The following is a 13,936-nucleotide window of genomic DNA, read 5'->3' as shown; positions in this document are numbered from 1 at the left end:
ATTTAATCAATTATTGAGATTAAAATTAAAATTAAACTTCACATTTTCTCCTTAATTTCAATCTATTTCAATTCAATCCTGCACAGCTTTGTCATGTTATAAATTGTCATCCTATTCAAGCTTAATGTTATGATAAGCAGGATTCGAAGCGGAGCGACGACACTGGTGCAAATTTCCCACAAGACATTTCGAAATATCGGGTTGATTGGACGCCCGGATAAATCTTCAGTGGTTGAAACCTTATGCCTGATCCACGATCATCTGCTCAATTTAGGTCTACATCCTGTTTTTGATGCAGATACAGCTGAACTGGTTCCTTATCAGAATACCCAAACAGTTAGCCGCGCCTTGTTGGGCGAAGTGGTTGATCTAGTCATTGTGGTAGGTGGGGATGGTTCACTGTTACATGCAGCGCGGGCATTGGTAAAATACAATACGCCAGTGATCGGGGTGAACCGTGGTCGTTTGGGCTTCCTGACAGATATCAAGCCAACTGAAGTCATCTTTAAACTGGATCAGGTATTAAAAGGTGATTTTCAGGCAGAACGCCGTTTCTTGCTGGAAATGGAAGTTCGCTCCAAAGGTGAAATCATCTATGATGCGATTGCCCTGAATGATGTGGTCTTGCACTCCGGTAAATCGGTGCATATGATCGATTTCGAGCTGAATATTGATGGACAATATGTCTATCGCCAGCATAGTGATGGTCTGATTGTATCTACACCGACCGGTTCAACAGCCTATGCACTGTCCGGTGGTGGGCCGATTGTGCATCCAAGTATGGATGCAATTGTGCTGGTGCCGATGCATCCGCATACCTTGTCTTCACGTCCGATTGTGGTCGGAGGGCATAGTGAAATTAAACTGATGATTCGTGAAAATCGCGTACTGCCGATGGTGAGTGCGGATGGACAACACAGTGTGTCTTTGAATGTTGGCGATAGCGTCCATATTCGTAAGCATCCCTTTAAACTGAATCTTCTGCATCCGCCAGGTTATGACTTCTATAATGCATGTCGAACCAAACTGGGCTGGAATCAGGACTTCGACTATCTTAAGCAGGATTAAATATGAATATTGAACAAATGCTTGCCGTACTCAATCCTGAGATTGTAGAACGCTTAAGAACAGCCATTGAAATTGGCAAGTGGCCAAATGGTGTAGCACTGACTCAGGAGCAGCGTCAGACCTGTATGCAGGCTGTCTATGCCTGGGAAATGAAAAACCTGCCAGAAACCGAACGTAGCGGTTATATCGATCGTGGCACTAAAGAAGAAGGCGAACAATGTGATGATGATCATCACAAAAATGAGCCGGAATTTAAACCGATCCGTTTCGTTTAATCGAAACCGAAAAAAAGACCACAGATGTGGTCTTTTTTAATGTCTGTTTTTTGGTTTGATCAAACTGAAAGACGGCTATTCCAGAGTTCTCTGGCTTTTTGCATCGCCGCTTCATAGCTGTCATATTCGCCCATGGTATACAGTGCAATGCCCATAGTTTCAACCACTGCGATTTCCCCATATTCATGTGAGCGTTGACCTTCCCATACTTGCTTAAACACAGCCAGATCCAGCTCTTCTTCAATCGGACTACGGTTGTCAGTCAGTTTTGGTAATTCGTGCTCATAAAGTTCGCCATTCTTAATTCCGCAGATTAAAGTTTTGGCATCCGGGTTACGTTCGAACTCACCACCTTCACCTTTAATGACTGCACTATTTTGATAGCCTAACTTGTAAGCGGACTGCTGATGTGAACTACGATAAGCAGGGTGGAAAATGGCTTGTAAAGTCGCTTTGGCATTAAATGGATTAATCAGGCGTGCCAGCGTATGAATCGGAGAGCGTAAGCCCATGACATTACGTAGCCCGATCAACTCAGCCAGAATTGGAGAGATCACCTCCAATGGCAGGTAAGCAAAATGTTTGTCTTTAAGCTGCTGTTCCACCTCAACATCATTTTGGCAGATCGGATAGCCTAAGTAGTTAAGTACCTGTTCTGTATAGACCCGATTCAAGGTATGACCTGAAGCACCATGCATCACGATATTATAGCCATGCTTAGCAAGGGTAAGCGCAGCCAGAATGAACCAAGGATAATGTTTGCGTTTGCCTGCATAAGAAGACCAGTCCAGATCAACATCAAGCGCCTTAAAATTCAGTTGGTCCCGGGTCGCTTGCACAAAGCCTGCGAGTTCATCAACGGATTCTTCTTTGACGCGTAATAGCATCAGAAAAGCGCCCAGTTGTACGTCCAGTACTTCATTTTTCAGGATCATGCTAAAAGCCTGATAGGCTTCTTCATAGCTTAAAGAACGTGCACCATTTTTTCCCTTGCCAATAATACGAATAAACTGGGCAAAAGGATGTTCGGCATCTTTATAAATATTTCGCTTTGTGGTCATGGGCATAGATCAATCATGTTCATCAAGTATTGGCATATTTTACGCTGATATTGGTATTTCACCTTCTTATTTTGCAGAATTATTAGAGTTTTATAAGACTATAGTCTAAGAGGTATTGTTTAGTATTTAGGCAAATTTAACATTTCGGGTTAAACAAAAGTCTAAAAAGCGGTTAAAATTTCACGCAATTCTTGTGTTTGCTTTATCTCCTGATCAATGCACTGACTTTTCTTAAAGATCGGTGTTCCTGTGATTGTTAAATGTACATACACATTCTAATTTCAGTATCAGATTAATTTTTTGATACATAGGCACTTTTTTGTTTCAGACAATGAAGTATTGGACGCTTGTTTTTTAAAAATAAGTGAAAACTGAATATTGCTTCTGGTTAGAAGTATATCGTGAAGTAAGGTTATGGCTAAAAAACCAATTTATAAGTCGCTTTATTTTCAAGTGATTGTAGCCATTATTGCGGGTATCCTCGTCGGACATTTCTCGCCAAGTGGTACACAAATCATTAATGGTGCAGAACAATATGTTCCAGGTCTGGGCGAACAACTGAAGCCGCTGGGTGATGCATTTATCCGTTTAATTAAAATGATCATCGCACCTGTGATTTTCTGTACCGTGGTTAGCGGGATCGCAGGCATGGAGAGTATGAAATCAGTTGGTAAAACTGGTGGTGTCGCTCTACTTTACTTCGAAATCGTGTCAACGATGGCGCTGATCATTGGTCTTCTGGTAATTAATATTGCCAAGCCAGGCGTTGGGATGAATGTTGATCCGGCATCGCTGGACACGGCCGGGATTTCTAAATATGTAGAGTCGGGTGCTTCTCAGTCTACCGTTGATTTCTTTATGAATATCATTCCAAATACGGTGGTTGGAGCATTTGCTGAAGGCGAAATCCTGCAAGTCCTTTTATTTGCGATCCTGTTCGGTTTTGCATTACACAAACTGGGTGCACAAGGTAAGCCAGTCCTCAAACTGGTAGATCAGATTTCACATGTGTTCTTTAACATCGTGAACATGATCATGAAACTTGCGCCTATTGGTGCATTTGGTGCGATGGCTTTCACGATCGGTAAATATGGGATCGGTTCTCTGGCGCAATTGGCCCAGTTGATCATCTGTTTCTATATCACCTGTTTGCTGTTTATCTTTATTGTGCTGGGTTCAATTGCACGCTTTACCGGCTTTAGCATTGTCAAGATGATTCGCCTGATTCGTGAAGAGCTGTTGATTGTACTCGGTACTTCATCGTCTGAATCTGTATTGCCACGTATGCTGAAAAAACTGGAGCTGGCAGGTGCTGAAAAGTCAGTGGTGGGTCTGGTCATTCCAACAGGTTATTCGTTTAACCTGGATGGTACTTCGATTTACCTGACAATGGCGGCAATCTTCATTGCACAGGCGACAAATACGCAACTTGATTTGTCTCACCAGATTACCTTGCTTCTCGTATTGCTCATTTCTTCTAAAGGTGCAGCGGGTGTAACTGGTTCAGGCTTTATCGTGATGGCAGCAACATTAGCGGCTGTAGGTAATATTCCGGTTGCAGGTCTGGCCTTGATTCTCGGTATTGATCGCTTCATGTCTGAAGCCCGTGCCTTGACCAATCTGGTCGGTAACTCTTTGGCAACTCTGGTTGTAGCAAAATGGGTCGGTCAGTTAGACATGGACAAGCTGAACTATGCATTAGCAAATCCGGCTGAAATTGATGAAAAAATGGCGCAGGAAGGCAATAATGCTCATTAAGTTTGAGTTTGTCTTATAGGTCATAAAAAAGGAAGCTTCGGCTTCCTTTTTTATTTTTATCTGACTGTGAAGTTAGCAAAAAAATAAGTCAGGTACATGACAGCCTTTCTAAAAATAGTTAGCCTGTGCACAGGAAATAAAACGATAAACACGATAAGGATAAAAGAATGCTGGCTTACGATGCTGACCTGGAACTTTTCCGCGACAATTTCAAACGCTTTATGAATGAACATGTAGCGCCTTACTATGAAGAGTGGGAGCATGAAGGCATGATGCCGCGTTCAGTCTGGAATGCGATGGGTGAAAATGGCTTCTTGTGTGTCGATGTCCCGGAAGAATATGGTGGCTACGGTGTTCCGACTCACTATTCCCTGATGTTGATTGAAGAGTCAGCTCGAGCAGGCTATAGCGCCATCTCAACCGGCCTGTCTTGTCACTCGGATATCGCAGCGCCGTATATCTTGCATATCGGTACAGAAGAGCAGAAAAAATACTGGTTACCGAAAATGGTGTCTGGTGAAGTGGTCGGTGCGATTGGCATGACTGAGCCGGGTGCAGGTTCTGATTTGCAAGCCATGCGAACCAATGCCATCTTGCAGGATGATCATTATCTGTTAAATGGTTCTAAAACTTTTATTTCCAATGGTCAGCATGCTGACCTAGTCGTATTAGCCGTGAAAACAGATCCACAAGCACGCGCCAAAGGTGTGTCTTTGATGCTGGTGGATACGCATCTGGAAGGCTTTAAAAAAGGCAAGAACTTGGACAAAATTGGTCTGCATTCACAGGATACTTCAGAGCTGTTCTTCGATAATGTCAAAGTACCGAAAGATCAATTGCTGGGTCAGCCAGGTCAGGGCTTCGTCTATCTGATGCAGGAACTCCCACGTGAACGTACCGCTATTGCGGCAACCGCACTGGGGGCGATTCGTGGCTCGATTGATGTAACGACTCAATATGTCAAAGAGCGTCAGGCCTTTGGTCAGGCGATTGGCCAGTTCCAGAATACCCGTTTTGTACTGGCACAGGCCAAGATTGACGAGCTGGCAACAGCAGCTTTCTATAACCAGAATGTTGAGTTGTATATGCAAGGCAAGCTGGATGTTGAAACTGCAGCAGCGCTAAAGAGTTTCTCTACTGATATGCAGATGAAAGTTGCTGACAATCTGCTTCAGCTCTTTGGTGGTTATGGCTATATGACTGAATATCCGATTTCGCGTTTCTTTGTTGATGCTCGCATTCAACGGATCTATGGCGGTACCAATGAAATCATGAAAGAAATTGTTGCACGTGGTCTGCTTGGACGTTAAAAATCAACAGATAAAAAAAGAGTCCTAAATGGACTCTTTTTTTATGAAAAGAATATTCTTGAAATCTAGATATTTTATTATTTTAAGATTTTAGTACATCCAGACATTCATGAATAAAAATTGGCAAATCATTTGGTACTCGAGATGAAATCAGCTGATTATTGTCATTGACCAGTTCGACATCATAATAAGTCGCACCTGCATGTTGTACCCGAGGTGCATGCGCACGGATACTGGTAATGATGCGGTTCTTTAAAACATCTGCTTCACTGAGTAATAAAGATGCGTCACAAAGACTGAAGATGGTCTTTTTGGCCTCATTAAAAGCCTGAATGAAATGTAAGACTCGCATATCGTTGGCGAGGGACACTGGCGATTCACCGCCCGGAATGAGTAGGGCATCAAAATCATCAATACTGATATGATCAATTCCCCGATCAATGGTTACACTCGACTGGCCATGTAGTCCATGTACGACTTTTCCGGCATGCAGTTCAATATTACAGACACTGTGCTCTGCAGCAAGTAAGGCTGCAACAGGCTCAGTATATTCAAGATCTTCAAAATTATTCGTTACAAGTACCGCTATTCTTTTTGGCATTATAGGCACCCCCAATATAGTTTTAAATTAGACTAGCGATTTAAGGTTTAAAAAACGTCTCTGCTTTGTAACCAAATAGTGATTTAGTGTAAAAAATCCAATTAAATCAAAGGAAAATGATCAAAAAAACAGTTTTCTATGTGCATTTTATTGTGAACTGTCACTCAGATTTTAAGTAGTTAAACTAGAGGAATCGAGATGGCTTTATTTTTATTTTCTTATGCTTAAAATCGTTATGTAGATTAAGAAATAGTGATATTTCATCTTGATAAAAATCAGTTAAGATGGGCGGGCAAAGTTTACAATTTGATAATGTAAAAGATGCGAAAATGCTGAAAGAAATGTTACCAGATATGACTAAAGCGATGAACGGTTAAAATCAAATCCCTGTTTTTAAGAATTAATCTACTAAAGTTATATTGTGTAACATTTGCAGCGCACTAATTGTTATACTGCACAGATAAGGTTTATGAAGGGCGACATCACGATGATCAACGACGATCAAAACACAACGGCTTCTTTAGATTTGGCTAAAATTCGTGAAGATATCGATTCAGTTGATCAACAAATCCAGCAATTGATTAACCGTCGTGCACGTTTGGCTGAGGCTGTAGCAAAAGCGAAATTCGCATCTGAAGAAAATCCGCTGTTTTACCGTCCGGAACGTGAAGCACAGGTTTTGCGCAATGTTATGGAGCGCAATGAAGGACCATTGTCAGATACGACGATGGCACGTCTGTTCCGCGAGATCATGTCGGCTTGTTTGGCGCTTGAAGCACCGCAAAGTATTGCATTTTTGGGACCTGTTGGTACCTACACACATTCAGCAGTGTTGAAACATTTTGGTCATGATGCTGTGGTTCGTCCATTACCCACCATTGATGAAGTATTCCGTGAAGTAGAAGCGGGCAGTGCACATTATGGTCTGGTGCCTGTTGAAAACTCCTCTGAAGGGGTAGTGAACCACACTTTAGACTGTTTCAAGACTTCGCATCTGAATGTGATTGGCGAAGTAGAATTACCCATTCATCACCAGTTCCTGATCTCTGAAAATACCCGTAAAGACAGTATTAAGCAGATCTATGCACATCAGCAAACTCTGGCTCAGTGCCGTAAATGGCTGGATGCCCATTATCCAGGTGTAGAACGTGTGGCACTCAGTTCAAATGCTGAAGCGGCACGCCGTATTCAGAATGAATGGCATTCTGCTGCGATCGCTTCTGAAATTGCTGCGAATATTTATAATCTTGAGATTATGCACAGCAATATTGAAGACAATCCAGAGAACACGACACGCTTCCTGGTGATTGGCCGTGAAAAAGTGCCACAAAGCGGCAATGATAAAACTTCATTACTGGTATCTGCGCATGACCGTGCCGGTGCATTGCTGGAAATTCTGGCTCCATTTGCCAAACACAACATTAGTCTAACTAGTATTGAAACTCGACCTGCACTTCCTGAAAAATGGGCTTATGTATTCTTTATCGATCTTGAAGGTCATATTGAGCAGGAAAATGTTAAAGCTGCGATCGAAGAAATTCGTCCGTTTGTGAAAGAAGTCCGCGTGCTTGGTTCATATCCTGCAGCTGTTTTATAAAAGCAGCCTTTCGTGGTTAGTGCGAGGGTGCTAACCACTGTTTCATCTGTAAATCGGAAGTATAAAATGTCGTTTGTCCCAGCCAATGAAGGCATCTCTAAATTAAAGCCATATCAACCAGGTAAACCGATCAGTGAACTTGAGCGTGAGTTGGGCATCACTGATATCGTGAAACTGGCTTCAAATGAAAACCCGCTGGGCTGTTCAGATAAAGTCAAAGAAGCAGTGGCTGCGGAACTGGCGGAAATTGGCCGTTATCCGGATGGCGGTGGCTTTATCCTGAAAGATCAGATCAAGACACAATTCGGTTTTGATCATAACCAGATTACTTTAGGTAATGGTTCAAACGACTTACTGGAAATATTCGCCCGTGCATTTGTTTCTGAAAAAGATTCAGTGATTTATAGCCAGCATGCGTTTGCGGTATATGCACTGGTGACTCAAGCGATTAACGCTGAAGCGATCGAAGTACCTGCTAAAGGTTTCTCACATGACCTTGAAGCGATGGCGGCTGCGGTAAAAGACAACACCAAGCTGATCTTTATTGCAAACCCGAATAACCCGACAGGGACCTGGTTTGAAGAAGCTGAATTTGAAGCATTCATGCAGAAAGTTCCTGCGAACGTGATCGTGGTGCTAGATGAAGCCTATGTGGAATATTTCCCGGAAAACTTCAATAGCCTGAAATTCCTGAAACAGTATCCAAACCTGATTGTCAGCCGTACGCTGTCTAAGTGCTATGGTCTGGCTGCGCTGCGTGTTGGTTTTGCTTTGGCATCTGTTGAAGTGACTGATTACTTGAACCGTATCCGTCAGCCATTCAACGTCAACCATTTAGCGATGGTGGCTGCGGTTGCTGCACTGAAAGATGAAGCATTTATCGAGAAATCTCGTGAAGTGAACAAGGCGGGTATGGCTCAGCTAGAAGCGGGTTTCAAAGCTTTAGGCCTGAACTATGTACCTTCACGCGCGAATTTCATCTTGGTTGATGTACAGGCTGACCCAGCAGAAACATTTAACAAGTTGTTGAAAGAAGGGGTGATCGTACGTCCAGTGGGTATTCCAAATCACCTGCGTGTATCGATTGGTACTGAAGCTGAAAATGCCAAATTTCTTGCTGCATTAGGTAAAGTACTTGGCTTAGAGGCGAAAGCTTAAGTTATGTCGCAGCCACTGTTTGAAAAAGTTGCCTTTATCGGACTTGGACTGATTGGTTCAAGCCTGGCGCGTGTCATTAAGGCCGAGCATTTAGCCAATGACATCGTGGCATCGACCCGCTCTCAAAAAACCTTGGAAGATGCCAAGGCACTGGGTCTGATTTCCGACGGCTATGCAGATCCTGTAGAAGCCGTTAAAGGAGCAGACCTGGTGGTGCTGGCATTACCTGTTCGTGCCACCCAGAAAGTGCTGGAAACCATCAAGCCTTATTTATCGGAAAATGTCATTTTGACCGATGTTGGCAGTACCAAAGGCAATGTGGTGGATGCAGCTAAAGCCGTGTTTGGTGAAAATCTGCCAGTCGGCTTTGTTCCGGGGCATCCGATTGCTGGTGCCGAACATACCGGCGTGCATGCAGGTAAGGTCGATCTATTTGCCAATCACAAGGTGATTTTGACACCGTTGCCAAGCAGCGGACAATGGGCGGTCGAGAAACTGATTCAACTGTGGCAGGCGGCAAAGGCGGAAGTGATTTGTATGGATGTGGAAAAGCACGATGAAGTGCTGGCACATACTAGTCATCTTCCGCACCTGATGGCCTTCAACTTGGTCGAACAACTGGCCAAGCGCGAAGACAATCTGGATATTTTTCGTTATGCTGCCGGTGGCTTCCGCGACTTCTCGCGTATTGCTGCCAGTGATCCACAAATGTGGCATGACATCTTTTTTGCCAATAAAAAGGCGATTCTCAATGCCGTGGACGGCTTTGAAGCTCAACTCGCGATTATCCGCAAGCTGATTGAAGATGAAGATTCACAAGCCTTAATGGGCTTATTGGGGCATGCGCAGGCTGCGCGTCAGCACTTCAATCATATGCTCGCCAAGAAACCTCTCATGGAGAAAAATAAAGTGACACAACAATTTACCATTCAACCAGGTGCCAAGACGTTCCAGGGTAAATTTACCGTGCCAGGTGACAAATCTGTGTCACACCGTTCCATCATGTTTGGTGCCATCGCTGAAGGCACAACGCATGTAACGGGTTTCCTTGAGGGTGAAGATGCGCTTGCGACGCTGCAAGCCTTCCGTGACATGGGCGTAAGTATTGAAGGTCCTAAGAATGGCGAAGTGACCATTCATGGCGTGGGTATGCATGGTCTGAAAGCACCAAAATCTGCGCTTTACATGGGCAACTCGGGTACTTCGATGCGTCTGCTGTCTGGCATGCTGTCAGCACAGAAATTTGATTCTGTAATGACTGGCGATGCTTCACTATCTAAACGTCCAATGGAGCGTATTGCTAAACCATTACGTTTGATGGGTGCACAGATTCAAACTACGGGTGAACGTGGTACACCACCAGTATCGATTACCGGTAATCAAAACCTGAAAGGTATTCAATACGACTTGCCAATGGCATCGGCTCAGGTGAAGTCTGGGATTTTGCTAGCGGGTCTTTGGGCTGAGGGCGAAACTTCAGTGACTGAACCTGAACCAACCCGTGACCATACTGAACGTATGTTGCGTGCGTTTGGTTATGACGTAAAAACTGAAGCTAACCGTATTTCCCTGCAAGGTGGCGGCAAACTGGTGGGTACTAACATTCAGGTGCCTTCTGATATTTCATCTGCTGCTTTCTTTATGGTCGGTGCAGCGATTACTGAAAATGCTGACGTGACTTTGGAAGCGGTAGGCATTAACCCAACCCGTACTGGTGTCATCGAAATCCTGAAACAGATGGGAGCCGACATCGCTGTTGAAAATGAACGTATTGCGGGCGGTGAACCGATCGCGGATATTCGTATCCGTGGTACACGTACCTTAAAAGGCATTCATATGCCGGAAGACCAAGTGCCACTAGCAATTGATGAATTCCCGGCATTGTTTATCGCGGCAGCTTGTGCTGAAGGCCAAACGATTCTAACTGGTGCTGCTGAGCTGCGTGTCAAAGAATCGGATCGTATTCAGGTGATGGCAGATGGTCTGAAAACCATGGGCATTGATTGTACGCCAACTGATGATGGCATTATCATTGAAGGTAAGGGCAAGGCAGGTGACTGGTCACCAATCTTTACCGGTGGTGAAATTGAATCGCATCATGATCATCGTATTGCCATGAGCTTCTCAATCGCAGGTCTGCGTAACTCAGGTGAAATTAAGATTGTTGGGACTGAAACTGTCGCAACCAGTTTCCCAACCTTCACTGAACTGACTTCTCAAGCTGGTCTGGCGATTGAAGTGACAGAATAATTCTAAAATTTACATGAAACAGCCAAGCTTTTGCTTGGCTGTTTTGTTTATATTGGCTTATGCTAAAACCATACAACAAAAAAGCCATTTGGATGTAGCAATGCGAAAATTAAAATTTATGGCCAATCCTCAGAGCCAGCAACAATTACAGGGCAGTCAGCAGACTCAGGAATATGTGGCACATCTGCTGACGGAAGAGCTCGGTAAATATGGCTTTAAGACTTTGGCGCAAAGTGGTGCACAAGTGGCCGTAAGTGTCGATGAACATGAGTTGCCATTATCAGTGAGCTGTGAGACACGAGACCAGGAAGGGCACCTGATTTGTGAAATTGCTTCTTATCCGGATGAAGAACAGGACTGGCTGGACCGGATTACAGAACAAAGTTTATTAAATCAGTTGGCACAAGCCGTTGAAGCATCATTGAAAGAACAAGAAAGTTTTAGTGAGTTTGAGTGGAAGAACTAGTTCAACAAATGCAAAGGGTTTTGCCCATACTACGCTGATCATAAAGAATATATCTTTGTGATCCGTCATATTGAAAGACATGAATTTATCGGATTATGCGGTTTGCATCGACTGCATGATGAAATACCTGAAGTGGGTATCTGGATTCGTGAAAAGGCGCATGGTCATCATTATGGACATGAGGCAGTACGTTGCATTGTGGCCTATGCTTTCAATACATTAGGGATCAAAGCTTTGAGCTATCCGGTAGCCGAAGAAAACTGGGCTAGCTGAAAAATTGCAGAACGTGTAAGTGGAAAAATTACCAACCACCTAGATAAACCTAAATATCGGGCTGTAATTTATGAAATTCATGCTAAAGATTTTATTTCTGAATAAAAAAACCTCATCATTCGATGAGGTTTTTTTTGATCAGCTTAATGCGAGGAAACGGCTCATCGCAATCCGAAGCTGTTTTAAATAACCGGTAAAGAAATGATTTGCGCCAGGCAGGATAGTGACCAGATGACGTTGAGGCTTGGCCCATTCAATCATGTCGGATAAAAGCGTGACATCATCCGCTTCACCATGGATAAATAAAATATCACCTTTGATCTGTGGAGTAACATAGTGACGTAGGCCAGCTACGGTTGCAGTCGGTAGACCACACAAAATCACTTTTGAAGGTTGCAGTTCAACGGGCAGGGCAGCGTAACACTTGGCCATGACATGTGCGCCAAAACTGAAACCGCCTGCAAAGAAAGGCAGGCCAATATGTTGGCGACGCGCATATTTAATGACTTCAAGTATATCATCCGTTTCACCAAAGCCTTCATCATGCAGACCGGCACTTTGACCAGAACCACGGAAACTTGGACGATAGACAACACAACCACGCTCTAAAAACATTTGTGCCAGTAACACCGGAACCTTATGTTGTGGTGTGCCACCTTGTAATGGATGGGGATGACAAACAATCGCGAATCCTTTCACTTCACCCTGAGGATAATCCACAAAAACCTCAAGTTGGCCAGCAGGGCCTTGGAGGAAGATTGGTTCGGACATAGAAAACCGATAAATTGCAGGAGAATTTTCTATTTTAACGATTATGATAAATAAAAACATGAATTGGAATTAAAATAAGTCTACTGATATAGTTTGATTAATCATTTTTTAACCAGGTTGCTATGCTTGCTTTAATTTCACCAGCCAAGACTTTAGATTACGAAACACCTTTACCTACCGATCAATTTACTCAGGTAAGATTGCTGGAACATTCCCAGGAATTGATAGAAGTTGCCCGCAAGTTATCCGCAACTGAAATTGCCAGCTTAATGAGCGTCAGTGAAAAAATTGCCAATCTGAATGCGGAACGCTTTAGAGACTGGCAGCCAGATTTTGATTTTTCCAATGCTCGTCAGGCAATCTTTGCCTTTAAAGGGGACGTTTATACCGGTCTGGATGCTTACCAGTTAAAGCAGGATCAGATTCATTACGCACAGAACCATCTGCGTATGTTATCCGGCCTATATGGCTTATTGCGTCCGCTGGATCTGATGATGCCTTACCGTCTGGAGATGGGAACCAAGTTGACTAACCCACGTGGTGCTCATCTCTATGAGTTCTGGGGACATACCATCACTGACCTGATCAATCATGATCTGGCAGCAGCAGAGTCTGAAATTCTGGTCAATATTGCCTCTGATGAATATTACAAGGCAGTGAAAGAAAGCAAAATTCAGGCTGAAATCATCAAGCCGGTATTTTTAGATCAGAAAAATGGCAAATATAAAGTCATCAGCTTCTATGCCAAGAAAGCTCGTGGATTAATGGCGCGCTTTATCATTGAAAACAAGATCAAACGAACTGAAGACTTAAAAGCCTTTAATACCGATGGGTATTATTTTGATGCTGAAAGTTCATTAAAAGGTGAGTTGGTATTTAGACGTGATGAGCAGCTGGCTGCTTAAGGTAAAAGATTTACCCAAGGCTGAATGAAGAAATTTTCTTAAAAGTCTTGGGTGAATTTAAGTTTAGCAATATTGAATTGAATAAAAATTAAAAAAAAGGAAGGAACTTCCAAAATATCATTTATTTAGAAGAATTTTTAACAGGAAATGGATAAATTTTTTAGAAGAAAAGCTAAATAAAATAATGAAAGCTATAGGGAGCTTTAAAAGATATTTTTCACTCGATAAATTTATATAGTAAAGACAAATTTCTAAAAAAATAAAAAATAGAATCAATCAATTAATTTCTTTTAATATTCAAAAAATGACTAAAAAATCTCTGTACACGACAAATTTCACAGAACCCTTATCCTATCAGGATTCTGCTTTCTTAAAATTGCCAAAATTTCCTTAAACTCTTCTTTTTTCCCAAAACCAATTAAACGCTGAATCGCCATTTGAAC

At 43.0% G+C, this 13,936-nt stretch carries 12 protein-coding genes and 1 pseudogene; 10 read left to right on the top strand and 3 right to left on the bottom strand.

Going from position 1 to position 13,936, the window contains the following annotated elements:
- The first annotated feature begins 129 nt into the window (after positions 1-129).
- Both FTV14_RS10530 and FTV14_RS10525 read left to right on the top strand, forming a co-directional pair.
- Complete coding sequence (locus tag FTV14_RS10530) at positions 130-1,068, top strand: NAD(+) kinase (protein WP_125279078.1); 939 nt, start codon at positions 130-132, stop codon at positions 1,066-1,068.
- Positions 1,069-1,070: 2 nt separating this feature from the next.
- Entirely contained in the window at positions 1,071-1,343 is a 273-nt protein-coding gene (locus FTV14_RS10525; protein ID WP_004784238.1) for a YeaC family protein, read from the top strand.
- Positions 1,344-1,402: 59 nt separating this feature from the next.
- On the opposite strand, the gene FTV14_RS10520 is transcribed toward FTV14_RS10525, so the two are convergent.
- Positions 1,403-2,404, bottom strand: coding sequence for a glycosyl transferase family protein (locus FTV14_RS10520; RefSeq protein WP_166136025.1), 1,002 nt, complete (start codon positions 2,402-2,404; stop codon positions 1,403-1,405).
- Between the two features lie 414 nt (positions 2,405-2,818).
- Here FTV14_RS10520 and FTV14_RS10515 point away from each other — a divergent pair, with 414 nt between their 5' ends.
- Together FTV14_RS10515 and FTV14_RS10510 are read left to right on the top strand one after the other, a co-directional pair.
- Positions 2,819-4,162, top strand: coding sequence for a dicarboxylate/amino acid:cation symporter (locus FTV14_RS10515; RefSeq protein WP_005236469.1), 1,344 nt, complete (start codon positions 2,819-2,821; stop codon positions 4,160-4,162).
- A gap of 167 nt (positions 4,163-4,329) precedes the next feature.
- A complete protein-coding gene (locus FTV14_RS10510) occupies positions 4,330-5,472 on the top strand; it encodes an acyl-CoA dehydrogenase family protein (RefSeq protein WP_159123221.1) in 1,143 nt (380 codons plus the stop codon).
- A gap of 82 nt (positions 5,473-5,554) precedes the next feature.
- Here FTV14_RS10510 and FTV14_RS10505 read toward each other — a convergent pair whose 3' ends face one another.
- Entirely contained in the window at positions 5,555-6,073 is a 519-nt protein-coding gene (locus FTV14_RS10505) for a DJ-1/PfpI family protein (RefSeq protein ID WP_180053877.1), read from the bottom strand.
- Positions 6,074-6,560: 487 nt separating this feature from the next.
- On the opposite strand from FTV14_RS10505, the gene pheA reads away from it, so the two are divergent.
- From pheA to FTV14_RS10480, 5 genes and pseudogenes are all read left to right on the top strand, one after another.
- Entirely contained in the window at positions 6,561-7,670 is a 1,110-nt protein-coding gene (gene pheA, locus FTV14_RS10500; protein ID WP_125279073.1) for a prephenate dehydratase, read from the top strand.
- Positions 7,671-7,736: 66 nt separating this feature from the next.
- Positions 7,737-8,828, top strand: coding sequence for a histidinol-phosphate transaminase (gene hisC / locus FTV14_RS10495; protein WP_179993203.1), 1,092 nt, complete (start codon positions 7,737-7,739; stop codon positions 8,826-8,828).
- 3 nt (positions 8,829-8,831) lie between these two features.
- A complete protein-coding gene (locus tag FTV14_RS10490) occupies positions 8,832-11,078 on the top strand; it encodes a bifunctional prephenate dehydrogenase/3-phosphoshikimate 1-carboxyvinyltransferase (RefSeq protein WP_180053876.1) in 2,247 nt (748 codons plus the stop codon).
- A 100-nt stretch (positions 11,079-11,178) separates the two neighbouring features.
- Positions 11,179-11,544: a hypothetical protein gene (locus tag FTV14_RS10485; RefSeq protein WP_166136040.1), complete on the top strand. Its 366-nt coding sequence runs from the start codon at positions 11,179-11,181 to the stop codon at positions 11,542-11,544.
- A 36-nt stretch (positions 11,545-11,580) separates the two neighbouring features.
- A pseudogene (locus FTV14_RS10480) lies at positions 11,581-11,817 on the top strand (GNAT family N-acetyltransferase); the annotation flags it as partial.
- 138 nt (positions 11,818-11,955) lie between these two features.
- On the opposite strand, the gene FTV14_RS10475 reads toward FTV14_RS10480, so the two are convergent.
- Entirely contained in the window at positions 11,956-12,588 is a 633-nt protein-coding gene (locus tag FTV14_RS10475) for an alpha/beta hydrolase (protein ID WP_159123226.1), read from the bottom strand.
- Positions 12,589-12,710: 122 nt separating this feature from the next.
- Between FTV14_RS10475 and yaaA the strand changes: the two genes are divergently transcribed.
- Positions 12,711-13,493, top strand: coding sequence for a peroxide stress protein YaaA (yaaA, locus tag FTV14_RS10470; RefSeq protein ID WP_180053875.1), 783 nt, complete (start codon positions 12,711-12,713; stop codon positions 13,491-13,493).
- Positions 13,494-13,936: the final 443 nt, after the last annotated feature.

This window comes from Acinetobacter sp. YH12236 (assembly GCF_013417645.1).
Taxonomy (GTDB): domain Bacteria; phylum Pseudomonadota; class Gammaproteobacteria; order Pseudomonadales; family Moraxellaceae; genus Acinetobacter.
The sequence above is the reverse complement of the archived record's forward strand: the minus strand, read 5'-3'. Positions and strand labels throughout refer to the sequence as shown.

Excerpts from the sequence above, each read along its gene's own strand:
- FTV14_RS10530 (WP_125279078.1), top strand. The coding sequence starts at position 130 with ATGATAAGCAGGATTCGAAGCGGAGCGACGACACTGGTGCAAATTTCC.
- pheA (WP_125279073.1), top strand. The coding sequence starts at position 6,561 with ATGATCAACGACGATCAAAACACAACGGCTTCTTTAGATTTGGCTAAA.
- FTV14_RS10490 (WP_180053876.1), top strand. The coding sequence starts at position 8,832 with ATGTCGCAGCCACTGTTTGAAAAAGTTGCCTTTATCGGACTTGGACTG.
- FTV14_RS10510 (WP_159123221.1), top strand. The coding sequence starts at position 4,330 with ATGCTGGCTTACGATGCTGACCTGGAACTTTTCCGCGACAATTTCAAA.
- hisC (WP_179993203.1), top strand. The coding sequence starts at position 7,737 with ATGTCGTTTGTCCCAGCCAATGAAGGCATCTCTAAATTAAAGCCATAT.
- FTV14_RS10525 (WP_004784238.1), top strand. The coding sequence starts at position 1,071 with ATGAATATTGAACAAATGCTTGCCGTACTCAATCCTGAGATTGTAGAA.
- yaaA (WP_180053875.1), top strand. The coding sequence starts at position 12,711 with ATGCTTGCTTTAATTTCACCAGCCAAGACTTTAGATTACGAAACACCT.
- FTV14_RS10505 (WP_180053877.1), bottom strand. The coding sequence starts at position 6,073 with ATGCCAAAAAGAATAGCGGTACTTGTAACGAATAATTTTGAAGATCTT.
- FTV14_RS10475 (WP_159123226.1), bottom strand. The coding sequence starts at position 12,588 with ATGTCCGAACCAATCTTCCTCCAAGGCCCTGCTGGCCAACTTGAGGTT.
- FTV14_RS10485 (WP_166136040.1), top strand. The coding sequence starts at position 11,179 with ATGCGAAAATTAAAATTTATGGCCAATCCTCAGAGCCAGCAACAATTA.
- FTV14_RS10515 (WP_005236469.1), top strand. The coding sequence starts at position 2,819 with ATGGCTAAAAAACCAATTTATAAGTCGCTTTATTTTCAAGTGATTGTA.
- FTV14_RS10520 (WP_166136025.1), bottom strand. The coding sequence starts at position 2,404 with ATGACCACAAAGCGAAATATTTATAAAGATGCCGAACATCCTTTTGCC.